The sequence below is a fragment of the Occallatibacter sp. genome (assembly GCF_049510455.1).
Taxonomy (GTDB): Bacteria; Acidobacteriota; Terriglobia; order Terriglobales; family Acidobacteriaceae; genus Telmatobacter.
In genome coordinates this window covers 1-26,579 of record NZ_JBEKYX010000099.1, presented here as the reverse complement: position 1 = coordinate 26,579, position 26,579 = coordinate 1, and the positions used below count along the sequence as shown (strand labels likewise).

19 protein-coding genes are annotated in these 26,579 nt (G+C 59.6%); 5 read left to right on the top strand and 14 right to left on the bottom strand.

The window, feature by feature from the left end; all coding sequences use genetic code 11:
* A partial coding sequence (locus ABSG47_RS16910) for a class I SAM-dependent DNA methyltransferase (RefSeq protein WP_424170876.1) occupies positions 1-2,795 on the bottom strand: 2,795 nt, incomplete at its 3' end.
* A 207-nt stretch (positions 2,796-3,002) separates the two neighbouring features.
* Here ABSG47_RS16910 and ABSG47_RS16905 point away from each other — a divergent pair.
* Entirely contained in the window at positions 3,003-4,067 is a 1,065-nt protein-coding gene (locus ABSG47_RS16905) for an energy transducer TonB (RefSeq protein WP_424170875.1), read from the top strand.
* A 106-nt stretch (positions 4,068-4,173) separates the two neighbouring features.
* Here the strand turns inward: ABSG47_RS16905 and ABSG47_RS16900 are convergent, their stop codons facing one another.
* From ABSG47_RS16900 to ABSG47_RS16890, 3 genes are all read right to left on the bottom strand, one after another.
* Positions 4,174-4,698, bottom strand: coding sequence for a hypothetical protein (locus ABSG47_RS16900; protein WP_424170874.1), 525 nt, complete (start codon positions 4,696-4,698; stop codon positions 4,174-4,176).
* A gap of 177 nt (positions 4,699-4,875) precedes the next feature.
* The gene (locus ABSG47_RS16895) at positions 4,876-6,342 is read right to left on the bottom strand and encodes a sigma-54-dependent transcriptional regulator (RefSeq protein WP_424170873.1); all 1,467 of its coding nucleotides are present in this window, start codon (positions 6,340-6,342) and stop codon (positions 4,876-4,878) included.
* Between the two features lie 95 nt (positions 6,343-6,437).
* Entirely contained in the window at positions 6,438-7,337 is a 900-nt protein-coding gene (locus ABSG47_RS16890; protein ID WP_424170872.1) for a sensor histidine kinase, read from the bottom strand.
* Between the two features lie 440 nt (positions 7,338-7,777).
* Here ABSG47_RS16890 and rph point away from each other — a divergent pair, with 440 nt between their 5' ends.
* Positions 7,778-8,515 carry a ribonuclease PH gene (gene rph / locus ABSG47_RS16885; RefSeq protein WP_424170871.1) on the top strand — a complete coding sequence of 246 codons (738 nt, stop codon included), beginning with the start codon at positions 7,778-7,780 and terminating at the stop codon, positions 8,513-8,515.
* A gap of 91 nt (positions 8,516-8,606) precedes the next feature.
* On the opposite strand, the gene ABSG47_RS16880 is transcribed toward rph, so the two are convergent.
* Both ABSG47_RS16880 and ABSG47_RS16875 read right to left on the bottom strand, forming a co-directional pair.
* A complete protein-coding gene (locus tag ABSG47_RS16880) occupies positions 8,607-10,058 on the bottom strand; it encodes an MHYT domain-containing protein (RefSeq protein ID WP_424170870.1) in 1,452 nt (483 codons plus the stop codon).
* A gap of 108 nt (positions 10,059-10,166) precedes the next feature.
* Entirely contained in the window at positions 10,167-10,574 is a 408-nt protein-coding gene (locus tag ABSG47_RS16875) for a vitamin K epoxide reductase family protein (protein ID WP_424170869.1), read from the bottom strand.
* Between the two features lie 37 nt (positions 10,575-10,611).
* Here ABSG47_RS16875 and ABSG47_RS16870 point away from each other — a divergent pair, with 37 nt between their 5' ends.
* Positions 10,612-11,274, top strand: a complete 663-nt coding sequence (locus ABSG47_RS16870) for a DsbA family protein (RefSeq protein WP_424170868.1) — start codon at positions 10,612-10,614, stop codon at positions 11,272-11,274.
* 317 nt (positions 11,275-11,591) lie between these two features.
* On the opposite strand, the gene ABSG47_RS16865 is transcribed toward ABSG47_RS16870, so the two are convergent.
* The 3 genes from ABSG47_RS16865 to ABSG47_RS16855 form a co-directional block, all read right to left on the bottom strand.
* Positions 11,592-11,999 (bottom strand): hypothetical protein, encoded by a 408-nt coding sequence (locus tag ABSG47_RS16865; RefSeq protein WP_424170867.1) that lies wholly within the window; start codon positions 11,997-11,999, stop codon positions 11,592-11,594.
* A 167-nt stretch (positions 12,000-12,166) separates the two neighbouring features.
* On the bottom strand, positions 12,167-12,433 hold the full coding sequence (locus ABSG47_RS16860) for an AAA family ATPase (protein ID WP_424170877.1): 267 nt from the start codon (positions 12,431-12,433) through the stop codon (positions 12,167-12,169).
* A gap of 235 nt (positions 12,434-12,668) precedes the next feature.
* Positions 12,669-15,125: an ADOP family duplicated permease gene (locus ABSG47_RS16855; protein WP_424170866.1), complete on the bottom strand. Its 2,457-nt coding sequence runs from the start codon at positions 15,123-15,125 to the stop codon at positions 12,669-12,671.
* Positions 15,126-15,220: 95 nt separating this feature from the next.
* Between ABSG47_RS16855 and ABSG47_RS16850 the strand changes: the two genes are divergently transcribed.
* Positions 15,221-15,706: a MarR family winged helix-turn-helix transcriptional regulator gene (locus ABSG47_RS16850; protein WP_424170865.1), complete on the top strand. Its 486-nt coding sequence runs from the start codon at positions 15,221-15,223 to the stop codon at positions 15,704-15,706.
* A 70-nt stretch (positions 15,707-15,776) separates the two neighbouring features.
* Entirely contained in the window at positions 15,777-17,441 is a 1,665-nt protein-coding gene (locus ABSG47_RS16845; protein WP_424170864.1) for a tetratricopeptide repeat protein, read from the top strand.
* Between the two features lie 121 nt (positions 17,442-17,562).
* On the opposite strand, the gene ABSG47_RS16840 is transcribed toward ABSG47_RS16845, so the two are convergent.
* From ABSG47_RS16840 to ABSG47_RS16820, 5 genes are all read right to left on the bottom strand, one after another.
* On the bottom strand, positions 17,563-20,112 hold the full coding sequence (locus tag ABSG47_RS16840; protein ID WP_424170863.1) for a CHAT domain-containing protein: 2,550 nt from the start codon (positions 20,110-20,112) through the stop codon (positions 17,563-17,565).
* A 71-nt stretch (positions 20,113-20,183) separates the two neighbouring features.
* Positions 20,184-21,077 carry a hypothetical protein gene (locus ABSG47_RS16835; RefSeq protein WP_424170862.1) on the bottom strand — a complete coding sequence of 298 codons (894 nt, stop codon included), beginning with the start codon at positions 21,075-21,077 and terminating at the stop codon, positions 20,184-20,186.
* A 197-nt stretch (positions 21,078-21,274) separates the two neighbouring features.
* Entirely contained in the window at positions 21,275-21,985 is a 711-nt protein-coding gene (locus ABSG47_RS16830) for an anti-sigma factor family protein (RefSeq protein ID WP_424170861.1), read from the bottom strand.
* Positions 21,986-22,063: 78 nt separating this feature from the next.
* The gene (locus tag ABSG47_RS16825; protein ID WP_424170860.1) at positions 22,064-22,852 is read right to left on the bottom strand and encodes an RNA polymerase sigma factor; all 789 of its coding nucleotides are present in this window, start codon (positions 22,850-22,852) and stop codon (positions 22,064-22,066) included.
* 777 nt (positions 22,853-23,629) lie between these two features.
* On the bottom strand, positions 23,630-26,125 hold the full coding sequence (locus tag ABSG47_RS16820) for an ABC transporter permease (protein ID WP_424170859.1): 2,496 nt from the start codon (positions 26,123-26,125) through the stop codon (positions 23,630-23,632).
* Between the last annotated feature and the right edge of the window lie 454 nt (positions 26,126-26,579).

Below are 26,579 nucleotides of genomic sequence, written 5' to 3'. Positions count from 1 at the left end.
TCCCGCCCCAACGGCCACGGCCACCCGTAGGCCGCAAAGACCGGTTGATCCAGTGCCCGGTGCGCATTCTCCAGCCACGCTGGCCGCTCGTTGTAGAGGTTGGTGAGCGTGCGCTTCTTCAGTTCCTCGGGCGGGCAGTTGGGCGGATTCAGCCAGTTGTCCCTCAGCCGCACCAGCTCCCGCGCCGCCTCGGCAATCGCCCGCACACGCGGCTCCGCTTCCTCAGTAGGCTCCGTTCCCGGCGGCCACGGAAAGGGAAAGGTGTCGAAGGTAGAGTTCGGCGTGTAGCGAAAGCCGCTTTCTACTTCGCGCAACTGCGTGCCTTGAGTTCGCGCCCAGATTTCGTGAATTGAAGAATGAAGTACACCGAAAAAATAATCATCTGAACGCGCAAACGCGAACGTTGCTGAGTCAGGAAGTGTATCGGTCCCGAGCCATGCAAAGAGCCTATGCTTTGAAACACGAGGCGTAATAATGTACCTCGGGATTTTTGAAAGCGAGTTTCTCAGTTCTGGGCGTGAACGACCGTGCAACCAACGCGGTTTGTCTCCAAGGTCGCGATTTTCAGATTTACGTTCCGGGTAAACATGCGCTCGGACATACTCGAAGGGCATTTCATAGAGCGCAGCCGCCTCTTCAGACATATCAACGCCGAAATCGATGATGTACATCCCGCGTGGACGGCGTGTTATATCCAGCGCGTTGATCCAAGGTCGCACTACATCCGAATTGTGTCTGCCATTCGGATTGATCGGGGCTCTTAACATCTTGTTCGCCGTAGCGAAATCAATATCAAATGAGCCAGCCTTAGTAGTTCCCATAAAGCAGATGTTTGCATTCTCGATAAGTGGTAGCGCCAGAGTCGCATCCGTGCCGCTTGTCAGGTCGGGATTGATTTCATTCACACGAATGCCGTCCAATGTGCGCTCTGATTCATCCCCTCCATCGAATCCGATTAGAGATATATGAACTGCCGCTCCTTCGTTGATCCAATCCCGGTCACTCCAAGCAAAAAATATGCTTGCAGTTTCAGAGATTCGTTTTAATACCCCACGACTAGCGCCACCGCGTATAGCCTGTGTAGCAACAAGTCCCACGCGGACCATCGGGTGCTCAACCAAAATCTGACGTGCCTTTTCAAACCAATACACAACAAGGTCAGACTCCGCTTTCACGCGCCCTTCATAGACTGCGAATACATCATCCACGTATTTGTCGCCCAGCTCCCTGCGCAGCAGCTTCCCGCCCAGAAACGGCGGATTGCCGATCATGAAGTCCGCCTGCGGCCATTCCGGCTCGTATGGCTTGCCTTCGCCGTCATAACGCAGAATCGCGTCTCCGTGCTCGATGTTCGCGAGCTTTTCAAGGATGGGTTCGCGATCCTCATGCACGCTGTGCTCGTACTTCCACTGCAGATAGCCGATCCAGACAACAACCGAGGCCAGTTCGTGCGCGTAGAACTCCGTCTCAATGCCCAGAAGCTGACGCGGCGAGACCATTGCCGGCGTCACGAGCGAGATGCTGTGCGCAACAGCAAAGCGGGTGGTCTCCAGCCACAGGTCGAGCAGGCGGCGCAGCGCCACGTAGAGAAAGTTGCCTGAGCCGCAGGCCGGGTCAAGCACTTTTACGCCGGTCAACTCCGCAATCCAGTCGCCCAGCAGCTTTTCGCTCTCGCGGCCTACCCGCAGACGCGCCTGGCGGCTCTCCCGCGCCTCTTCCTCAGCCTTTTCACGCGCAAGCGACTCCGCGATCCGCGCCTTCACAGCCTCCCAGCGCCGCTCCAGCGGCCGCATCACCACCGGCTCGACCAGCAGCAGGATGTCTTCCTGCGAGGTGTAGTGCGCGCCGATGAGCGAGCGGCGCACGGGATCGAGCGAGCGCTCAAAGAGCGTGCCAAAGATGGCCGGGGCCACGCGCGACCAGTCGTAGTTCTTGGAAACGTCGTAGAGAATTCCCAGATCCGCCTGGTCAAGCTGGATGATGGAAGAGCTGTCAAAGAGGCCGCCGTTGAAGTACTTCACGGAGTGCTCGCCGAAGATGCCGTCCGGCTCGCTCATGGCTTCAAACAGGTTTGTCAGCTTGCGCAGAAACTTCTTCGGACTGAAGCGGTCCTGCTGAATGAGCCGCCGGAAGAGATGGTCGGGCAGGAGGCCGATGGAGTCCGCGAAGAGGCAGAAGAGCAGCCGCATGAGGAAGTGCGCAATCTCTTCTCTGCCCGCGCCGAGGTTGCGTCCTCCGAGCTCCAGCCGCTCAGCAAGCCGCGCGAACTTTTTGGCGACCTCCTGCGTGACCTGCGCGTCGGTGCGCTCGGGACGCAGCACGTTGTAGTCGCCGAAGAGAGCGCGCAGAACGTCGAGCGGCGGCAGCGGGCACGCGGCTGTAACGTGGTTGCGGTTCAGATCGTCCAGGTCAAAGGCGTAGACGCGCTTGGAAGTGGCTGTGAAGTTGGTATGAACCTCAAAGCGTTCGAGATCGCAGACCACAAGGAGCGGCGGGTTTCCCAGGTCCTCGCGATAGTCGTTCAGTTGCTCGTAGGCTTTATTGAGGTTCTTGTGCTTGCCCTTGTACTCCCAGGCGAAACGATCGCGCAGCCAGACATCGGCAAAGCCCTTGCCGCCGCGCGTTTTGCTTACATGCTTTTCGAAGGCATAGTTTTCTCCCGCCGAGTCGATTTCGGCGGGCGTCTTCTGGCCGAGCACCTCGCACAGGTTGAGAAAGTGCTCATGGGCGCCGGCCTTCTCCGACTGCGAATAAATCTTCCAGCGCTGCACAAACTCCGCGACGGTCAATGGCATAGGTCTGAGGGATAGTGTACTGCGCGGCGCGCGGCGACGGGATTACCCAATCATGCACCGTTGCCCAGGCGCTTTCATCAAAAACGACAGCCTTATTTCGATAGCATAGAATCTGCCGCTCGATATGCCAGCGCACGGCATGGTTCAGCGCAATACTCTCAAGGCCACGCTTTCTTTTCTCGCATTCGCTGATATACAGTGTCTGCCATGCGCCGCATCCTGTTTTTCATGTTTGCACTCTCACTTGCCGTCTCCTGCTCCGCTGCTCATGCGGATGGCATCGTCAAGCGGGTCCAGAAAGCAGTCGCCATCAGCACTCTCGATCGGCCCGGAACCCATCCCTTCCATCTCAAAGCCATGCTTGCCCCAAGCCTCGACCGCGATAAGGACTCAGGCCGCACCGGCCTCGTCGAAATCTGGTGGAAATCTCCCACGGAATGGCGGCGTGAAGTGAGTTGTCCGGGGTTTCACCAGGTCCAGATCATCAGCGGCGGTCAGACCTGGCAAAAGAACGATGGCGATTATTTTCCCAACTGGCTCCGCGAGATCACGGACGCTCTCATGCTGCCCGTCCCGCTCTCAGCCGATCTCTATAAGCAAATGGATAGCGGAGAAGTGAAGCAGCTTCCTGGAAGAACCCTCGTTAGAAACGGCCAAGAGACACATACGATTGGAATGACCCACCTTAGCTGGACCATCCTCAGCAGCAATGGCGAGGTTCAGAAAGGCATGGGCGCGAGCATTGCTCTCAACGATCAGACAGGCTTGCTCCTCTATGGCGGAGGCTTTGGATGGAGTGGGGAATTTCACGACTATCAGGAATTCCACAAACGACAGGTAGCCCGCACTGTCTCCGGCGGATCGCCGGAAGTGACGGCGAAGATAATCATCCTCGAAGACCTCCATGCTGTTCAGAACGGATGGTTCACAGCAGGCGCGGACGGCGACCCGTATTCCATCCAGATCGAATTTCCAGACGAGCTCGATCTACGCAAAAACCTGCTGCCGCAAGACCCAACGCCGTGGCCACCCACGAAAGACGGCCCGCTCGAAGGCGTACTTACCACAGAAGTCTCCATCGACAGGACCGGTGCAGTGCGCGAAACCGGCACTATCGTCTCCGACAATCAAAGTCTCAATGACGCAGCCCGCACGCGCATCGAAGCCATGCGCTTCAAGCCGTTTGTGCTCAATGGCGCTCCCGTGCAGGTGCTTTCGCGCATCACGCTCGCCTTCAAGACCGTTCGTCCCGATACGCCCGTTGCACAATAGCCGATTCGATTCGTATTCACGCGCACAAAAATTCGCCGGAGCAGGACATTACTGCAAAGCCCGCCCCGGCGTTTTGCGCGTGCAACGCAAACTTGAAATCCAAGTCTCAGTGAATCGCCGGCGCTACCTCGCCGCGCGTGGGAAGCGGAGCGCTGAGCTTCTGCCGGAGAATTCCCGCGAGATCCGCCAGCGTGCGCAGCCGCTCCGCTACCGGCGAATCCGCATCCGACCCGGAAAGCGCAAGCTCCGAGTGCAGCAGCAGGCCCGCAACCGTAGACTTCAGCTCGGACTCAATCGCCGCGGCAGCAGCCTTCCGCGCCAGCGCCTGCTCCCGCTCGCGACGGTTCAGCGCCGCGCGCAGCTCGCGGATCAGCCGCGCCGCGCCGGTCAGCGCAAAGTTCACCTGCACAGGAATCGCAAGACCCGCCCGCTCCCAGATGGCTTCCGCGGCAGCCGGATCGCACTCGGCAATGGTTTCGTCCACCACAATGGCGGAAAACTCTCCGCGCCGCAGCGCGGTCAGCGCACTCTTGCGCCCCTCGGCCACTTCCACTTCGGTTCCCAGGTTCTTGGCAATCACATCGGCGCAGTTGCGCGCCCCTTCAATTCCAGTCACGAGAAGAATGCTCATAAAAGTCTCCTTGGAAGACAGCTTTCAGCTATTAGCTCTTAGCTTTTAGCTTCAAAGCACGGCTTGAAAAATTTGTCGTTGAACTCAACCAGGCTGGAAAGTCAGAATCCATCACGACAGCCAGCACTCGCGCAGTCGAGCTAAAAGCTAATAGCTAATAGCTGAAAGCTGCTTTTCTCACTCCGCCAGCGGGTCCGCAATGCCGTATTCCTTCAGCTTGCGGTAGAGCGTCGTCTTGCCGATGCCCAGCAGCTTCGCGGCCTGCAGCTTGTCGCCGTGGAGCGTACGGATCGCAGAGAGAATCGCGTGTTTTTCAAGATCGGCCAGCGTCGCCACCGGCGCCGCGCTCGTTGCGCCATTTTCAGCAGGCTGCCCTGCCTCCAACGTGATCCGCCGCGCCTCCAGACCCGTGTTCTGCAACTGCGTCGGCAGATCGCCCAGCTCCAGGATTGGACCGGAGGACATGGTGCAGGCCCTCTCCACGGAGTTTTCAAGCTCGCGCACATTGCCCGGCCAGTCGTAGCGCATCATCGTCCGCAGCGCTTCGTCGCTCAGCGTAAACTTGCCTACGCGCTCCCGGCTGATGCGATCCAGAAAATGCGCCGCCAAGAGAGGAATATCCTCGCGGCGATCCCGCAGCGACGGCAGCCGCAGGTTCACCACATTGAGCCGGTAAAAGAGATCCTTGCGAAAGCTCCCGTTCTCGACCATCGCAGACAAGTCTCGATTCGTCGCCGCCACGATGCGCGCCTTGATCGGCACGCGGTGCGTCGCGCCCACGGGCCGGACTTCTCTTTCCTGCAGCGCCCGCAGCAGCTTCGCCTGCAGGTCCAGCGGCAGCTCGCCAATCTCGTCGAGAAATACCGTTCCGCTCTCGGCCGAGACCAGCAACCCATCCTTCGAGCGATTCGCGCCCGTGAAGGCTCCCTTCACGTAGCCAAAGAGCTCGCTCTCGATCAGGGTCGGCACCAGCGATCCGCAATCGACGGGCAGAAAGGGCTTCTGCCCATTCGGCCCGTACGCGTGAATCGTGCGCGCCACCAGCTCCTTGCCCGTGCCGCTCTCGCCCAGGATCAGGACCGGATGCGTGCTCTGGGCAACTTTCGACAGGATGCGGTAGACCTTCTCCATTTCAGGAGACCGGCCGATCATCGCGCCCAGGCCCTGGCTCGCGCGCAACTGTTCGCGCAACTGCCGGGATGCCGTATCGGTCAAAACGGCCTGGTTCGCGCGCTCAAGCACTCCCGAAAAGTCATCCATCGTGAACGGCTTGGTCAGATAATCGTTCGCGCCGCAGCGCATCGCTTCGACCGCGGTGTTGACCAGCCCGGATGAGGTCATGGCAACAATCGCGATGCGCGGGTAGAGCAGCTTGACCTCGGCGATCAGCTCCAGGCCTTGTCTCGAGCCGGTCTGCGGCAGGTTCACCAGCAGAATGTCCGCGGCGCTCGATCGCAGCAGGCTCCGCGCCTGCTGAAAGTCGGCAGTGGTTTCGGCGGCGTAGCCCAGCCCCGAGGCAATCTCGGCGCAGGCCGAGCGAATCGCCGGATCGGCGTCAACGACCAGCAGGTGCAAACGCGCAACCGGCTCTGCTGCTTGAGGAAAGAACTCCATCGATGGTGTGTGGAAGACTGTTGCTAACATTGTATTCGCCTCGCGTGGGTTTTCGTTCGGTAAGTGTTGAAAGTTCAGGTACCTTCGCTGTCCCGGACCTGTTCCATGAATCCGCCGGCAACTTCCTACTGAGTCCGCACCGGCAGCTCGATCTCGATCCGCGCCCCGCCCGGCTGCTCGCCCATGCGGCCGCGGTTTCCGGCCAGCATGCGCCCGCCCGCGGCCTCCACAATGGAGCGGCAGATGAAGAGTCCCAGGCCCCTGTGAGCGGCAGGCCATGCCCCCGTCGCCTCTTTTGCGTGGGTATTGGTGGTAAAGCCCGGCTCGAAGACCGCTTCCAGTTGCCCCGGATCGATGCCCGGTCCCGAATCCTCGACGGTCAGCAGCAGAGCCGGCAATGCATCGGCGCTGGCGGCGCGCTCGCGCAGGGTAATCTCGATCCGGCCCGCCCCTGTTCCCGTTCCCTTGCCGCCGATGGCCTCTGCCGCGTTCTTCACCAGGTTCACCAGCACCCGCGTCAGGTCTTCGGTGGTGAGCCACACCGGCAGCGCGCCCACCGGAGCCGAAACCGTCACCGCCACCAGCGGCCCGGCCAGCGCGTCCAGCAGATTTCGCGCCGCCAATACCTCCTCGCGCAGATCCTCGATTGGCTGCTCCGGCACTGCCATGTTGAGCGCGACCGGCCTGGTTGCAGTGGGACCGGTTTTGCTGGGCCAGGCCGCACCCGCCGCCTCCCGCTTGCCCAGCAGCGCCAGCTTCTCCACCAGCCGCCGACTTGAAGCCGCCACCAGCCGCAGCTCGGCCGCATAGTGCCGGAAAGGGAGCGAGAGCACTCCAGGCTCCTCCAGCAGGTCGCAGTAGAGAGATAACGCCATCACCATATTCCGCGCATCGTGGGCCAGTTCGGAGAGTGACTCCGACTGCCTGTGCGACGATGCCAGGGTCTCGGCAAAGGCCTGCGCCCTGCCGCGAACACTTCCACGATTATTTTCCGGAGTTCGCGCTGTTTCCGCCGTTGTGTGCATTTGCCTCATTCCCCTTTTCTTGCGTCCGCCTTTGGTTTCGAATCCGCCCCACTGCCCGGCTTCCGTTCCGAATTCGTCTGGTTCCAAATTTGCGTTGCGCATCCGCTTCTGTCCCGCTTATATACACGTCGCGTGCCAAACTCGAACGCATTCCCTAAGTGGTTCATTAGAAAAGGAATGAGACTATTTGCATTCCCGCCTTAAATCGGCCGCCGTTCCCGGATTGGTCCCGAAATGAAACGATCGTCGAAAATCATTCCTGGTAATCGATTGATTACAAATGATTTAATTGTATTTTCCCATTTCAATTCCGCTTTCCCGAAATGAAATCGGCTGCGCCCGCCACTTCCCGCCCGTCCCAGCCAGGGAATCCCAATCCCGGAAATCAGCCCGAATTCAACCCCGGATCCGACCCAAAACCGACCCGGTACAATTCCGTTATGAGTTCGTCCCCTTCCTTTTTCCGGCCCGGCGGCCGCGCCCCGGCCCAATTGCGGCCTTTTACCCTCACTCCCGGCTACGTCCAGACCGCGGAAGGCTCCGTCCTCGTCGCCTGCGGCAACACCCGCGTGCTCTGCAACGCCACCATCGAGCAGGGCGTTCCCGGCTGGCTCCGCAACTCCGGCCGCGGCTGGGTCACCGCCGAGTACTCCATGCTCCCTCGCTCGACCGTCACCCGCACGCCCCGCGAGAGCGAGCGCGGCAAGATTGGCGGCCGCACCCACGAGATCCAGCGCCTTATCGGCCGGAGCTTACGCTCGGTCATCGACATGAGCCTTCTCGGTGAACGAACAGTCATCCTGGACTGCGATGTCATCCAGGCCGACGGCGGCACGCGCACCGCGGCCATCACCGGCGCGGCGGTCGCGCTGGCTCTCGGCCTCAACGCGCTCGTCCAATCCGGCACGCTCAAGCAATCGCCCATGAAGCAGCTCGTCGCCGCCACCAGCGTCGGCATCGTTGAAGGCAACGCGCTCCTCGACCTTTGCTATGAGGAGGACTCGCAGGCCGAAGTGGATATGAATGTGGTGATGACCGCCGACGGCGGCCTGGTCGAAACCCAGGCCACGGCGGAAAAGGGCAATTACTCGCGCGCGCAGCTCAATGAGCTGATTGATCTCGCCGAAGCGGGATTGAAAGAGATCTTCGCCGCGCAGCAGGCCGTTTTAAGCTTTTAGCTCGGTTGAGGTGGAACCAGCAGAAGCAGATGATTCTGCTGGTTCCGTTTTGCTGCGGTGAGTGGCACATGTTGCAAAGCTGGTATCGAAGCTAAGAGCTAACGGCTGCCTCCTGCGTAAACGGCAAAAAGAACCGGAAGCAAGTCCCGTTTCCGTCCGCCTCCGACTCAAAGTCCAGCCGTCCCCCATGCCGCGCCAGAATCTCCGCCGAGATCGACAGTCCCAGCCCGGTCCCATTGCACCCTTTGGTCGTAAAAAAGGGCTCCAGAATCCTGCTCCGCACCTCGGCTGGAATCCCCCGTCCGGTGTCGGCCACCTCTACCTCGAGTCCTTTGGGAACAGGCTTCACACCCAGCCGCAGTTTGCCGCCGTCCGGCATTGCGTCAATCGCGTTGCTGATCAGGTTGGCAATCACCTGCCGAATCTCGCCTTCGCGGCAGACTATCTGCGGCGTATTCTCCGGCCACTCGCGCTCCAGCGTGATCTTCTGCTCCGTCAATTGAGTTTGGAAGAGTACCAGCGCGGATTCGAGCAGATCCGGAATCGAGACCGGCGACGGCCCGCTCTGCTGGCGATAAAAACGCAGCGTGTGCGTGGTGATCGAGGCAATCCGTCCGACTTCCTTCTGCGCCATCTCCAGGTACTCGCGCTCGCGCTCGCCCACATTGCCCATCTGGACCAGGTACAGCAGGTTCGTCACCGCCTCCAGCGGATTGTTGATCTCATGCGCCACGCTGGCCGCAATCTTGCCCGCAGCCGCCAGCGCCTCCAGCTTGCGAGCCGCCTCCGCGCTTTCCATCCGCGCCGCGCCCGCTCTCTGAATCCATCGCGCCTTGTCGCGATAAGAAACCACCAGCAGCGCAAAGGTAAACAGCATCGCGTTGCCCACGCCAATCCGCGCCAGCGCCACGCCGCTGAAGCTGGCCGGCATGCGCAGGCTCATCGCTCCCGGCTCCGGCATGAAGGCCCGCATCCCGGCATAGTGCATTCCACAGATGGCCACCGCAATCCCCGCCGAAGCCATCAATCGCGGGGTCAGATCCTTCATCCCATCGCCGCCGCGCGCCAGCAGCGCCATCGCCGCCCATGAGGCTGTCACCGCAATCGCAAACGAGCACAGCAGCCACGGCACATCCCACATCACGCGCCCGGAAAAACCCAGCGCCGTCATGCCGATGTAGTGCATCGAGCAGATGCCCGCACCCACGAGCAGCGCCCCCAGTCCACGCCGAAACAGCGATTGCCCCGCAAGATTGTCCGTCACCAGGTAGAGCGCCAGCCAGGAGGCGCAGATCGCCGCCAGCACGGAAAGCACCGTCCGGTCCACCGCGTAGAACAGCGGAAACGGCGGATGCCAGGCCAGCATGCCGACAAAGTGCATGGACCAGATGCCCAGCCCCAGCGTCACGCCGCCAAAAAAGACCCACCTCTGCCGCAACGCGCCCGCCCGCACGTGATCCACCGACTCAAAGGCGGCGAACCCAGCAAGAAACGCAATCACAAACGAGCAAAAAACAGTCCAGAGATCGTAGTAGCCGACCACTCAGTTTTCTCTTTGCATCCCAACGGGGAAGGTGGGCTGGGCATTCGTAGTCTCATTATCCACCACCCGTGGATAAACCGTGCAATCCTGAAATCCAGCCGGCTCAGTCTATGCGCGGGTTGCACGTCTGCGTCCCGGAAACAGCCACAGCGCGGCGAGAATCGCAATCAGCGCGATCACTCCCTGCGAAATCACGCAGTACAGGCACCAGACCTCCAGCCGATAAGCCTCAATCGAGCTGAGATACAGCGCAAAGGCCAGTCCGAGAACAGCCGCCGTTAGTATGAGCCCGCGCCGCTTCAACAACGCAAGTACAGCCAATGCCAGGTAACCCGCTATACCAATCGCGGCCACCGGTACGCGCGCCACCTCCGCATACCGGCTGTGATTCACAATCCCGCAGTCCCAATGCGAGTTGATGTCACATGGCTCCAGATCGTTTGAGTAATGTACCCGCAACGCAAGGATTGATACAATCAGCCCCAAAAGCGCCAGAAAGGCGATCCCAAATCGCATGAAGTCTTTACTCCTTCTTCTTCGTCGAATTCCTTACATGCCGAATTCAACCCGCCGACCCAACAAGCTTAATTCAACCCTCTCGCTTCATCGCATCTTCGCCACGCTCTGCTTCGCATGGTTACTGGCCGCAAGCATGAGCCACGCCCAGGGCTTCGCCGCTCTCAAGCCGCCTCCGGGATCGCACGTCGCCCTCATTGAATTCGGCGATCTCCAGTGCCCCAAGTGCGCGCAGGAAAATCCCCTGCTCAAAGACACCGCCGCCAAATACCACATCCCGTGGATCAGGCATGACTTTCTGATTCCGTATCACAACTGGAGCACGCAGGCCGCAGTCAACGCCCGCTGGTTCGATGCACAGCCCACGCATTCAGGCAACGATTATCGCGATGCAATCTTCGCCAATCAACGCAGCATCGAGACAATCAGCGATCTGAATCAGTTCACCGCAAATTATGCAAAACAGCACGGCATCGCACTGCCCTTCGCCATCGATCCGCAGGGCACATTCCTCAATGCCGTAAAGTCTGACATCGCCTTCGCGGACAGCCTCGGCGTTCACCAGACACCCACGCTTTACATCGTCACCGACCGCACCGGCGGAGCCGCGCCCTACACTGAAGTCACCGACTTCAACAAGCTCTACACCATGCTCGATCAAGCAATCGCACAGACAAGCCCCAGCCATCCGAAAAAATAAGTAAGGCTCAAATGAGCTGGTTAGTCATCCTGAGCAATCAATGTGATTTGTCATCGTAACGGAAGCCGCACGCTCTCCCGGAAAGGACCGTCATCCCGACCTTAGCCGTTCTTCAGGCCTGGGGTCCCCGGCGACAGGTCTTCGTCGCTGGGGTGGAGAAGGAGGGAGCCTAGTCAAACGGCTGATGTGAGTCTACTTCCAACGGCGTCTGTCCTTCGCTCTTACACACGGAACAGCCCTTGATGTGATCCATGAGGCGTGAAATGGTAGTAAGCATTCGTTGTTGTTAGACGAACGCTTGTCTAAGGTCCGGCCATCTAGGGGTTCATAAGTGTCGCTATGGTGTTCATCCAGCCCTGCATTTCATTGTGCGGGTCAATATGCGCGAACATTACACCGTCCATCGTTGGAACAACCGTGTCAGCAAGCCATCCTTTAACACGATTTGCGCCCCATTTGGATTGTTGTGGTGCGGTTAGGTTGAGTTCAGCCGCTAACAGCGTCGGTACGTCATCGTCATGGCCATACGACACAGTCAGATTGCATTGAATGTTCAGGGCTTGAGCGCAAGCGTTAATCGCCGAATGATGAACATAGTTCTCCATTTCAAGGCGTGAAGTCGATACCGCTCGACAGTTTGGCCGCGCATTTACAACGTCCATCTTTGCTTGGTGTCTTGGAGGGGCGTTGGAAGGCGCAAAGGTCTGATTAAGTCCGTGAAGCATACCTCAGCGGCTAAAGCCGCATTGATTTTGCTGCATTTATGTCACGGCTGAAGCCGTGACCTACCGTTCGTGCCACTTAATCAGAGTTTCCTTAGGCTTCTCAATCGAGCAGTTATAAATCTTTGTGATTTCCAAATCGCCGTCGGTATTCAGCAAATACTCGTCCGCTAGTTTAGTGTTGGCAGTCTCATCGAGCAGCAACTCGGTTGGTAGAGAATTAAACACACATGTAAGGGTGACCGCTTTTGCGTTGCCCCCTTCGCTGCATCGTTCTTGTCTGATGCTTTGTCGTTAAAGAATGTTTCTAAGGCATCAAGGAGTGACGATTTGCCGCAATCGTTGCGCCCAACAAGAGTCGTGAAGTCATCGAAAGCTAATTCGGTTTTTGCACGGTAGCAACGAAAATTGGACACGGCTAGAGACTTGAGTTTTATGTGAGTGAACCCCTCATCTGATGGAAAGGTGACGCAGGAAAGTATAGCTCATTTGCTCATCCATTCGTGGCACAGAAAAAACTTGACGAGATTTGCGCGTTTTCCTGTATTTTCGGTGAAATTCACCATTTTCTGCCCAAACGCGCGCAATTTCAGCAAATTTATGCGCTTTGCAATGTGGTGCGGAAGAGGGGAAGGACCTGTTTTTGTATTTCCCTTTGTCCCTGTCCCTGCCTTATTCCGCTCTCAGCGCCTCAGCCGCATTCACCCTCGCCGCGCGCATCGCGGGAATCGCCGACGCCACCACCGCAGCCGCAAGAATCACTCCCGCCGCTCCAGCAAAGGCCAGCACTCCGGGCTGGTCGATCGCCGTCACGCGGCTTGCCACCACGCGCGCCAGCACAAAGCCCATCACAATGCCCGCCGCCACGCCAATGCCCGCCATCCACAGCCCATCCCGCAGCACTCCTGCCAGAATCGTAGCCGGCTGCGCGCCCAGCGCCATGCGAATGCCGAACTCGCGTGTCCTGCTCGATACCGAGAAGGACAGCACGCCCGCCACGCCCACCACGCTGATCAAGAGCGCCACAGCGGCGAAGCCGCCAAAGACAATCGCATTCAGCTTGTCCGGCGAAAGCACCTCAGCCCGCACATCGCCCAGTGTCGTAGGCTTCTCCACCGGCTGGTCGTTCGACATCGCGCGAATCCTTCTCGTGATCTCCGGCAGCAGCGTGTAGGGATCCTGCTTCGCGCGCACAAACAGGCTTCCCGGAAAACCCTCCTGCTCCGTGGGCTGATAGATCGTCATCGCGGGCTGAGGAATAATGTTTTCGTCATCAAAGTCCGGTACCACCGCCACAATTCGCCGAGGTCCGTCGCCGATGCCGACGAACTTGATCACCGGATCGGTCCAGTGAATCGCGCGGTTCAGCGCATTCTGTCCCGGATATAGGAAATCCGCCAGGCTCTTCGAGATAATCACGACCTGCTCGGCGCCCTGCTTGTCGCCGGGGTTGAAATCGCGCCCCGCAAGGATCGGCACGCCCAGCGTCTCAAAAAATCCCGGCCCAATCGGACGGAACTTCGCGCGATAATCCTGCCCATCCGGACGCCGCGCGCCCGACGCCGCAAACTGCAGTGCAACTCCCTTGCCCTGATCGGCGCGCCATGGAACGGAAGCGCCCTCGGCCGCATGCTCCACGCCCGGAATAGCCGCTACATTACGAACCACCTCGCGCCGAAACTCCGTAATCTGCTCCGGCGTCCTGCCAAACGCCATCACCGGCAAATCAATCGCCATTACGTGCGAAGTATCAAACGGTGGCCGCGTCTGCTCCAGCACAAACAGCGTCCGCATCAGCACCGCCGCTCCCACCAGCAACAGAAACGAAGCCGCAATCTGCGTAATCGCAAAGACGCGCAACCGCGCACTGCTCCCACCCGTCACCCGCGTTCCGCGACCGGCAAGCCCGCCCTGCACGGCATCCGGAGAAGGAAGCCGCGGCACGAACGCCAGAAACACCGCGGCTAATACAGCCAGAGCAACTCCCGCCAGCACCAGCGTAAAGTCGAGATGAATCTCGCTTGCCCGCGGAGTGAACCGCGCCGCATACCGCGCCAGCTCCTTCACCATCGGAATCGCCAGCGCCACAGCCGCAATCGCGCCCGATCCGCACAGCACCAAACTCTCAGCCAGCAGTGTCCGCCTCAGCGCTCCAGTCGTTGCGCCAAGCGCAGCACGCGTCGCCAACTCATTTTCGCGGCGTACCGATCTCGCCAGCACCAGGTTGGCCACATTCGAGCTCGCAATCACAAACAGCAGCGCCGACGCCGCAAACAGAATCCACAGAATCGTGTTGGCCTTCTCGTTGAGCTGGTCATGCATCCGCGTGACGCCGATCTGGTAGTGATCCGTCGGGTGATACTGCTCGGTATGCGCCTTCGTCATCGCCGAGTAAACCGTGCTCAGCTCCGACCGCGCCTGCTCCAGCGTCGCGGATGGCGCAAGCCGCCCAAACACCTCCGTCATCCTGTGCGACCGCCCCGTTACCATCGTCGCCGAAAGATGATGCGGGCTCGTCACCAGGTTGGCAAAAATCTCCGTCGCCGATGGATACGGCACCGAAGGCTCGAGCACGCCCACCACCACTCCCGAGGTCGGCCCTTGATAGACCTCAATCCGTACCACCTTACCCAGCACATTCGGGTCGCCATGCAGCGAGTCGCGCCAGAAGTTGTACGTCAGCACAATCGCGCCCGGCGCATTCCGCCCGTCGTCGCCCGGTCCCAGCAGCCTTCCCAGCACAGGCCGCAGCCCCATCACCTGGAAGTAATTTCCATCCACCACGCCCGCAGTCACCGTGCGCGGCGCACCCAGTCCGACAATCGTGAAGTTCGTCTCCGAGAAAGTTCCAATCTCGCCGATTGACTTTAGCCCCGAGTTGATGTCATGTATCTCCGGAACTGACCAATTCGCGTTATCCGTGCCCAACCCCTGCGCGCTCTGCCGGATGTACAGCAGCCGGCTTTCATCCTGGTTGGCCAGCGGCTTCAACAGCACCGCGCGCACCACGCTGAAGATGGCCGCATTCGCGCCAATGCCCAGCGCCAGCGTCAGCGCCACGGTAATCCATAGTGCAGGAACTCGGGAAAGGGAACGAAGAGCATGTTGCAGATCGCGCAGAAAGTTCATAGGCTTGCTCCAGAGATGGAACTACCATAAAATCTCGATTTATACGTTGGTATCAACCAATCTATCTCCGTGTCAAGGTTAAAATTGCGTCACAAATGAAAATCGCTCCAAGTCCTGCTCGCCGCGCGAATCCTGCGCCCGAGGCAAACATCCTCCCCTACCAGACCACGCTTCTGGTACGCGACTGCTGCCTCTGTCTCCATGTGCAGCGCGCCGCCCGTTCTCTCGCCCGCCGCTTCGACGAGGCGCTCCGCCCCTTCGGCCTCACCAACGGCCAGTTCTCTCTTCTCATGAGCCTCAACCGCCCCGAGCCGCCATCGATGGCGCCCGTCGCATCCCTTCTTGCCATGGACCGCACCACGCTCACCGCCGCCCTGAAGCCGCTTGAGCGCCGCGGCCTCGTCAAAATCTCTCCCGACCTCAACGACCGCCGCAGCCGCATCCTCATCCTCACCATCAAAGGCAAGAAAGCTCTCGCCGCAGCCATGCCCACCTGGCAATCCACGCACGAGGAAATCGAAAAGCTCCTGGCCGCCGGCTCCCCTGAGAACCTCCGCCGCAATCTCAACGCACTGGCGTAGGCGCAAGAGATTTCAGCTCGGACTTCTCATCAAGCCAACCAATAGCTACCCGGCCTATAATTCAGCCACCATGAAAATACTGTCGCTGTCCGTGCTTGCCCTGGTCTCGCTGCCTGTTGTGGCTCAAATGGCAATGGATCATCCGGCCAAACCGGATGCGGCTGCCGCTCCCGAACGACTGGGTACGGTGTCCTTTTCTATCTCGTGCGCGCCCGCGGTGCAGAAGCCGTTCAATCGCGGCCTCGCTCAACTGCATGACTTCGGGTATGACGAAGCGCTGCAACAGTTTCAGGAGATTGCAAAGTCTGCCCCTGACTGCGCGATGGCGCACTGGGGCGTAGCCCTCAGCTACTTCCATCAGATATGGAACCGGCCATCGGAAAGCGACATGGCCAACGGATGGGCGGCAATACAGCAGGCGCAATCGCAATCGGCAAAGACACCCAGGGAGAGCGCCTACATCGCGGCAGTGAGCGATTTCTACCGTCCAGGCAAGCAGCAATTTCCGGAGCGTGTTCAAGCCTATTCCGACGACATGGGCAAGCTCTACAGTCAGTATCCGGACGACGTTGACGCAGGCGCATTCTATGCGTTGTCGCTGCTGGCAGCCGCTCCTCCGGACGACACCAGCCTGGCCGCCAATCGCAAGGCAATGGCCGTCCTGACTCCCCTGTTCGCAAAGTATCCCGACAATCCCGGCGTCGATCACTACATCACGCACGCCTGCGACAATCCCGAAATGGCCGCCGAAGGGCTGGCCGCAGCCAATCATTATGGCGAAATTGCGCAATCCAGCTCGCATGCCTATCACATGCCGGGCCACATCTACGCCCGTCTCGGCCTATGGCCGCAGGACATCCATGCGAATCTTGGCTCGGTAGCCGCCGCGGAAGCCGCACAGGTGAAATACGGCAACGCGATCATGTACGAGCCCCACGCATACGACTTTCTGCTCTACGCTTACCTGCAGAGCGGCCAGGATGACCGTGCCAAATGGGTTCTGAACCAGACCGCCGAGATATTGCCCAAAATCGCCTCCATGGCGGCGATGTCAGATCATCATGACCTTCGTATGGAGACAATGGGCCCCGCCTACCGCACCAAATATGCAGTCTTCTATGCACTGGAAACACGCGATTGGAACTCTGCGGTAAAGCTGGAGCCGGCCCCCGATGCGCCTCCTCAAACAGCCATGCTGGCAGTATGGGCGCGAGCCATCGGCCACGGCCACCTGGGCCAACCGCAAGAAGCACAAGCCGACCTTGTCAACTACGACGCATTCCTGGACAAAGTTAAAAAGAGTAAGCATTCCTATGAGGCCGAAGACACAGCCACGAAGATCGAGCACGAAGAGATCCTCGCCTGGGTAGCCTTCGCTGAAGACAAACAGGACGAAGCCCTGAAAAACATCCGCGCCGCCGCCGACCTGCAGGACAAGGTGGGCCAGGGCGAAGTCGATATTCCGGCCCGCGAGATGCTGGCCGACATGCTGCTTGAGTCGCATCAGCCGCAACAGGCACTCGCTCAGTATGCAATCGCCCTGAAGCTGAGCCCCAACCGCTTCAACGGCCTCTATCACGCAGGGCTGGCAGCAGAAGCAGCAGGCGACAAGGCAAAAGCGCAGCAGTACTACGCCGCGCTTCTGAAATCCACCAACAACGGCAGCACATCCGCGCGCCCCGAATTCGCGCACGTAAAAGAATTCATTTCTTCCACGCAGTCAGCCTCGAAATAGCACCCAACCAACCACGAAGATTCAACGCAACTCTCAACCGATATCGAAAGCCATTTGCGTCTTTGTTATAGCTCATCGCACCATATATAGAACCCTGAACCCTGTTCCTGAACCTGCTTTTTCATTCGCGACTATATATCTGAAACGGCGCCCAGTAAAACGGCTCCTGGAATCGCGTTCCCGAGTGCAGCATTGCCAGCTTCGCCTCTCGCAACGCCTCCACCGGCTTCTTACCCGCGGCAATTCCCGCATACAGTCCATCCATCAGCCGCGGCGTGGACTCATCCGTCACTTCCCATAACGCCGCCACCACCTGCCGCGATCCGGCGCGCAGAAAAGCCCACGAAAGCCCCACCAGCCCCTCGCCCGCATACGCCCGCGTTCCTGTTCCATAGCAAGCTGAGATCGTCACCAGCCGCGCATTCAACTTATGCGCCACAATCTCCCGCGCATACAGCTTGTACGCGCTTACTCCGCCCGCACTGGAAGCCGCAGCGCTCGCCCCCGCGGGATTCGACAGGATAATCGCCGAGTCCAGCGGACTTGTCTCGCTGGCCGTCGCATGCGAGACAAAATGGATGTAACTGAACTTCTCCGGATTCGCCGCCTCATACGCCGCCGGCGTGGCCTTCGCTCCCGTAAAGACCGTCGTCTCTTCCGGCTGAAAGCGGCCCGCAATCCGCGTCATCTCCACACCGAACAACGGCAGCGGCGGATACTCCGCATCCGCAGCAGCAGCATTGCCCATCAGCAGCAGATTCTTCGCCGCCACATCGCCCTTCGCCTGCGCTTTCCCGTCAGGACCAGCCCCGCCATGCGCCAGCAGATCCAGTGACGGCGCAGACTCCAGCGTGTAATCCTCCACCAGGTAGTGCTGCGCCCCGGCAGCCAGTCGAGCAGAATCGTCGTGGCCTTCAGGTCCTGAGATTTGCCCCGCCGCACCCGGCGCAAGCAGCGTCTCAAAATTCATCTGGTTCAACACGCCATCCGCCAGCACAATCACTGGCCTATGCGCATCCAGCACCTTCAGCGCAGGAGCGATCAGCGCCGCATACAGCGCCACGCCATCGGCATTCGCAGACTCCGCCGGATCGCCCGACTCCAGAATCGCCTTGTTGTAGCGCGTCACCCAGGTCGTAATCTGCTGGCTCGCAGGCAACGTAGAAAACACAGTCCTCTCCGGCCCAACTGCCCACAGGTACGATTCCTTTTCCCCAAGCCAATAAAACAGCAGCGTAGCTCCCGTCTTCCGCGCAATCTGCTCCGGACGCATCACCACCGGCCCAGAACCAACTCTGGCAGCCGCATGATTCTGTCCAAACCCCAGCCCTTCAGACAGCGTCCGCGCCCGGCTCTTGTCTGCCAGCGTCAACGCCTCCGCCGTTCGTCCGCGCTCCACCAGGAAGCGCACATAGTTCCCGTAAATCTCGCGCGCATTTGTGCCGAACGAAAGCGCCGACTCCTCGCGCTTCAACGCGGCGCGCGCCTCACCCCATGCCGCAATCGTCTCCTGATACTCGCGCTCCGCCGATGCATACTTCTTCTCGTTCTCGTACACCTGGCCAAGGTCATTGCCCGCATTCAGCCGCACCGCCGTTGGGCTGGCCTTGTCCTTCAGCAGCGCGTGAAACAACCCCTCAGCCTTGGCATATTCGTGCTGCGCCGCCGCCAGCTCGCCCTGTCTCAGCACAAAAAGCGGCCGTGGCTTGCGGCCGCCAGCCGTTTCGATCGGCAATGCTTCCTGCAAGTGAGCGCCCGCTTCCTTCAGGTCACCTATAGACGTTTCCAGCGAAGCCAGATCACCCAGCGCATTCACAATCTGGCCCTGGTTCTTTGCCGCCCGCGCCAGTCCCAGGGCCTTCTGCACCACCGCTTCAGCACGGCTCAGTTCTCCCCGGTCGCGATAAACATAGGATGTATCGCTCAGCCAGAAAAACTCATCTTCTTCCTCACCCAGCAGTTCGGCCTTCTTCTCAGCCTCCTGATACCGCTCCAGCGCCCGCTCGCCGTCCCCAAGTTGGTACCACGCAAAACCAAGATTTCCTGCGGCGGTCTCCGCCACACCGTCATAGTCATGTTGAGATGAAATCTGATACGAGATTCGCGACCAGTCAAGCGCCTCGTCCAGACGCTCCATTTGCAGCGCCCTGTATCCCAGATTCAGCGAAGCATTTGCCTGCCGCCACGGGTCATGATGGCTGCGGGCAAACTGGTATGCCTGAAGATAAAGCTGACGTCCCTCGTCGGCCTGACCGGCGCCAAAAGCAATCAACGCACGCGCAGAGATCACTCCGCCGCATGCCGCAAGGTCTGCCTTGCGGCAAAGCGCCTCAGCCACAGTCAGTTGCTTGTCAGCAGCCTCGTGTTGACTTAGCGCCGCCAAAGCGCTTGCCTCTGTAATGTATCGCTGAATCGCTCTTTCCGAAGGGCCGGGATCAGGATAAGAGGCCAGTGTCCGCACAATTTGCTGGTAGTCGCCGGAATACATCAGCGATCTGGCATAAAGCAACTGATAATCTGCCGCCAGCGCGGGGTCTGTCTTTCGATAACGTGCCCAGCCCGCCGCAGCTTCGGCTCGCGCCAGGTCAATGCGCTCCTGTTGATAGAGCTGAAGTGTATGCTCATAGCCTATCTGCGCACCGTCAGCATCGTTGTCCCGTAGCGGAATCAAAACCAGCAGCGCCAGCGGGCAAAGCAGCCAAAGCCACCTGCCCCAGCGCCGCGGTCGTCCGTGTTTCCGATCTAATTGCCGCCCGGCTTCGTACTCCCGTTCGAGTTCCCAGTCCCGATCGGAATGTCCCCGTCCACTGCGCAACCCAGTTTCAGGTCGATCATCGTCAGCGTGATCGTAGTGGTCTCCGGCACCTTCGGATCCGGGTTGTAGGGTTTCTCCGGATTGCCGTAATCCTCGTGCTTCACGGTCAGCTTCGCCAGCTCGATGGTTCCGAAATCCGGCACGTGAATGATGTGGCCAAAGGTACAGCCGGGGTAGTCGCCGCGCGCTTTCTTGACCAGCGAACATTCCACGACCCCCGGAGACTTACGATTCGATGAAAGTCGATTGTACTGCTCGGTCACCTCAGCCGGAAGCTCCTCCGGCTTGCCGATTCCCAGCACCAGATCCTTCACCCTTGACAGCACGCCTTCATGCTGCGAGTAGCAATGATCCTCCGCGGGCTTGTCGCCCAGAATATCCAGATCCCACTTCAGCTCCACCGGAAATCCCGCAATCTTCAATCCCTCAATCCGCGTTCCTAGAAAGGAGATGCGCGGCACATATCCTTTCAGCGGATGCTCGGTGATAATCTGCCCCACCACCCTGTCCGCCGTCAGAATCTCCAGCACATTCAGGCCCTCCACCACCGTCGTGGTCAGCGTGGACCAGCCACGTCTCTTCTTCTTTCCGGGGTTTCCGGCCACCTGCGTATACGCTTTATCAAACGTAAGCACGCCCTCTACCCGGAACCCACCCACATGCTCCGAGAGATACCCGCCATTGTGGAAGAGATTCGCATTAGCCTGCGGCTCAATTGTATGCTTAAGCGGCTGATGCAGGGTTCCGGAGAGAATTGTTGCCTCCGCATGAAACTCGTGGATCCTGCCATTCACCGGTGGATTCTCGTGCATTCTCGACATAACTTCGCCTTTCGCAACTTAGGGGAATTGCCGGAATTGTACCCGGCGCAGCATACATTTATGACAAATTTCAAAACACTGTATCCCCGGCACGTGATTTTGCGCGCGGGGATACGAAGGATTGAAGAGACACTCGTTACAAAACCAAGGCCCACCAGTTAACAGCTTTTTCGTCCCTTGTCGTTCGTCACTCGACCTTATTCCGTCACGATCACATTAAACACATACCGCTCCGTATCCGTGCGACCGCCATCCGGGCCAATTCCCGCCACGGTTACCGTATACGTTCCGTTGCTCAGCAGCTTGCCGGGAATTCCGAGCGACATCTGGCGGCTCGCATCCGCAGGCGCCGGCATCGCGGCGTTCCAGACCGATTTCCCGTCCGGGCCCGTCAGCGTAAACGCATAGGAGGCAAACTTCGCAGCCGGCATATCCACCGGCAGCAGGTCCACTGGCAGCGTCAGGCCCAACTTGTGCGACGTCGTCAGCGTCTGGTGCTCGCTCCCGCGTGTCGCCCCACGTACAGGCGTCAATGGCGCCAGCCGCGGCTCGTTCGCCGCCTGCTCCAGCCCAGGCAGCGTCACAAAATTCTGATACGCCACCACCGCCAGCAGCATGGCAAACGCCGGAGCCAAATAAGCAGGCCGCAGCCACGCAAACCAGTCCCGCTTTTCCTTCGCCGGCCTTATCTTCTCCCGGTCTCTCGCGGCGCGTGCTTCATCGTCCGCTACCAGAGCAGGCAACTGCACCCTGGCTTCGCGCAGAAACACATCTCCCGCCCGCACATCCACCACGCACTCCGGACACTCGAACAAGTGTTCTTCGAACTCATCGCGAACGTCCGGGCCCAATTCGTCGAGCAGGTACCGCTCGGCGGCCATCTGTACAACTGCTTCGCTATGATTCATCGTCTTAATCCTCATTTTTTTCCAAGGCTGATTCAAAAACTTCAGTAAAACCATCAAAATACCAACAGTGCAAATTGCTTACGCTTCGGCTCCCTGCGGCACAGGGCTTCCAACGCGTTTTATGTATTCCTGTTTAAATCCCTGCTTGGCCCTGTGCAGCAGCACCCGCAGATATTCGCGATCCACTCCAAACCTGCGGCAAACCTCTTCGCGGTCGCCCTCATCCAGAAAGACGGCCTTCAGCAGAGCCCGGTCACGCTCCGGCAGCTCCAGCAGAATCTCCCGAACCTTTGCAGCAATCTGCCGTGAAGACACAATCTCCAGCGCATCCTTGCCCGGATCGATCGGTTCAGCGCTGTTTTCCTCATCCAGGCTCTCGCCCCGTCCAGCCGACCGGTACTGCTCAAAGAGAACGTTGTTGCAAACCGTATTTACAAACGCGCCCAGACGCTCCGGCTGCCGCAGACCGCCATCCCGCCGAAGCACCGTCAGAACCCGCGCAAAGGTCTCCTGACGCACATCCTCCGCCGCCTGCGGAGACCGCAGACGCGAACGCAGCTTGATCTGGAGAATCGCGGAGAAATACGCAGTGAAATGCTCCTGTGTCGCCCCATCGCCGGCACAGAGTTTTTCCACGTAACCCGCGTCAAAAGAATGAAATTGCAGCACCGTCCCCACCTTCTTTAAAGGAGACGAGTATAGCACCGGGTCGATTTGCGCCCCATAAGCGCCGCGCCCTTTGGGACTGTCCGAAGTCACCCGGCGCGACCCCAAAGTTCCGCGCGTTGCAGGCAGCGCAACAGCCGCCGAGCAGCTCATTGCCGCCGCCCCTTGCATCCTTCGGCTTGTCTGAGGATCACGAATCATGACGACCCCCTCTTTCTGAGCCGCCCCGACTCCTTCCGCGCAGATACGCCGCCGCAGGCATCGCCCGAAACAGCGCCAGCAAAATGATTCCGCCAATGTACAACCAGAATGTAGCCGAGATTATTTTCGTGATCATCCCTGAACTCCGGCCCAAATCGCGCTCTTTTGCCTTCATCGCGCCCAGGACTCCTTCTGGCACGTGCATTGATGGGGGCACAGACGGAGCCCGCGCCTCCGAAACGCGAGCCCCGTCTGTGTTCTGGGAAACCGGTCCAGGTGCGTGCGACCTGAACAAGCCTGGCCCAAAAATCGGCGCGCGCCGCGGCAAATCACGCAAAGCACGCTCAAATGTCTTCCGGCCCGGATCGTGTGCAAACTACGCAGATCTGGGGGATCTCCGCACGGAGAACACCGGGCCGTCCGCAACCTGTTCCATCGGGTCACGCAGAGTAGTGCGTCCGCATAGAAATGCGTTTCACTTATATATGCGTATTTTTAAGAGAAAATGCGCCACTGCCGAAAGGACGCTATCACGCGCGGTTCACGATCCGATCTGACATGGACCACATGGCGGATACATGGCGCAACGACTCACGTCCGGCACGGGTAATACCAAATAGCAAAATCTCAATGAGCGCTTAGGCCAGTTATCGCTTGTTGACACGAACAGGCGCGGGAACGGCGGTCATCGATTCCCGCCTCACACCGGTCCGCGCGCATCTCGGCTTCGTCGATCCGGACAAAGCCGAGAAGAGCGCTGCTGCCCCGTAATTCGTGTTATTCCCCGCGCAAAGCGCGCATGGGATTAATGGACGCCGCCCTGAGCGCAGGCACTCCCGAGGCCACCAGAGCCAGCAGCAATACGCCCACCGCCGCCACTGACAACGCCACCGGGTCGAACGGGCTTACACCGAACAGAAGCGACTGCAGCAATTTTGAAGCCGCCACCGCGCCAGCCAGTCCGATCACGCAGCCGATCACCGCCAGCCTGGCGCCCGACCCCAGAACCAGCCGCACAATGGATCCGCGCTGCGATCCCAACGCCATCCGGATCGCCATCTCCTGCACACGCGACGCCACGGAAAACGAGATCACGCTGTAGATGCCGAGCACTGCCAGCAGGACCGCCGCAAGAGCAAAGCTCCCGATGAGCACCGTATTAAAGCGGCGCGGAGCCTCGCTTACCGACACTGCCTGCTCCATGGTCTGCACCTGCGTAAGCGGCAACAGCGGATCGATGGCCCGCACCACCGAGCGCAGCGCGTTTTCCATCTTCTCCGGCGGCAGAGACGACCTGAGCGTGATGAAGCCGCCGTTGCCATTGAGGTCAGTAGCAGGATTACCCAGCGATCCGATGTCATCCTCGATCTGATCCTCGGGCGTGTAGTACTGCATGTTCGCGGGCTGATCCGGCGATGCCAGCTTCACGTCGGCCACTTCACCCACTACCGTCATCCACGGCGTCTGCATCTCCGGCGTACCCAGGCGCAGATGCTTGCCGATGGGGTCCTGCCCAGGCCAGAAATGCTGGGCCAGCCCCTGATTCACAATGAGCACCAGTTGCGAGCCGTGCCGGTCAGCGTCCGAGAAGAACCGCCCACGCAGCAACGGAATTCCCAGTGCCGGGAAAAAGTTCCCAATCGCCTGCGTCACAGTAGCCAGGTTCATGGTCGCGCCCTTGGGCGGCGTATACCCTTCCACAACAAAAGTCTGATTATTGTTGTTGCCTCCAGCCGGCAGTACGGTAGTGAGGCCCGTAGCGGTAACACCCGGCAGCTCGTTTAAACGCCTCAGCAACTCGCGGTTGAACTCATCCACCTGCGACTGCTTCTCGTACTGCTTCTGCGGAAGCGAATATGCAGCTGTGGTCACGTGGTCCGGCTTGTACCCAAGATCCACCGACCGCATCTTCTCAAAACTGCGCAACAGCAGGAACGACGATGCCAGCAGCACCAGCGCAGTGGCAATCTCCGCCACAACCAGCGTCGACCTCAGACGCGCGTGGCCTCCGCCCTCCGAGCCGGATCTGCCGCCTTCTTTCAGGTTCGCGTTCATATTGGTGCGCATCGCCGCAAATGCCGGAGCCAGCCCGCACACCAGGCCCGTGACCACGCCCAGCAGCAGAGCGAACCCCACCACATTCCAGTTCAGCCCAATCTCGTTTATACGCGGCAGGCTCTCGGGAAGCATGCTCTTACCCACGCGCAGCGCCACCGCGGCCAGGGCCAATCCCAGCACTCCGCCGCTCACGCTGATGACAAGGCTTTCCAGAATCGCCTGGCGCAGCAATGCAGACGCGCTCGCACCGAGCGCCATTCGCAGCGCCACTTCTCTCTGCTGTCGGATCGCCCGCACCAGCATCAGCCCCGCCAGGTTGACACACGCAATCAGCAGCACCACCGCCACAGCGAGAAACAGCGTCCGCAGCAGTGGCCCGGCCTGCTCTGTCGTGTTCAGTTGCAGCGGCCGCACCACGGAGTTGATGTGCAGGTTCGCCATCATCGGTGGATAGTTGCGCATGATCTCCTGCGCCACAGTTTCCGCATCGCCCTCGGCCTGATGGGCACTCACGCCCGGCTTCAAGCGCCCCACCATCTGGTAGCTCCAGTTTGCCCCCGCTGCAGGCACCAGTTCATCGGCTCGAAAGCTCATCGGCACCCACAGCTCCGAGCGGTTCAACTGGCCTGGGTTCAATGGAAACTCGAAGTTCCGCGGCATCACGCCAATCACGACATAAGGCTTGCGATCGAGCAGGATCTTCGTCCCCAGAATCTGCGCGTCGCTATGAAACCTGCTCATCCATGTTGCGTAGCTCAGCACCACAACCTGCTGGCTATGCTCGTCTTCGTCTGCCGTGAAAACTCTCCCCATGACCGGGTTTACACCAAGCGCGGAAAAGACCCCTGCCGTCAGCCGCGCCGCACTCACCTGTGCAGGCTCGCCGGTTCCTGAGAGCTCATACCCCGCACCCTGATACCCGCCCAACGCGGAAAAACCATGCGTCTCCCGCGTGTAGGCGCGGATATCCGGCACTGTAACACCTACCCCCGCGTCCCCGCCGACCCCCACCCCGGCCAGCCGGTCCGCCAGCACCATCAACCGCCCGGAATCGGGAAACGGGAGCGGTCGCAGCATCACCGCCTCCACAACGGAGAAGATCGCCGTTGTGGCGCCAATGGCGAATGCCAGCATGAGCACCGCTGTAATCGCAAAGCCCGGCGACTTGGCCAGTTGACGTACCACGAAGCGAAGATCGAGAAGCAATTTCTGCATGGGGCCTTCCTATCGCTGTTGAATGAAGGAGATTCGAGCAATTATTACCGAGCAATTCCCGCGCCAAATCATTGCTTGTTAAGCCTTATGAAATGAACGATGTAAAGTTGTATTCCAAGCGGACTTCAACTCGCGGGTGTTCAATCTCGAAAGAACTTGTTCGCAAATGAACAGGATCGACAGAAATCTGTTCTCCCCATGCGCATACGGTTTCATTGCCGATTACGTTCCATTTCGATGGAAATACCGCGATGCGGCTTCAGCCCTGGCGCGACTTTATTTGCACAAAATCGCCAACGGGCGGGTGCCCCAGAGCCTGCCCTGAGCTTGTCGAAGGGTCTCGGTTTTGAGACCGGGGATAGCGCGAACCTTTCCCCGCAGAATCCTCCGCAAAGACTCTCAGGTTGCGCGGAATCGCCAATGCACTCAACGATTAACGCTCAATGGGTGCTAA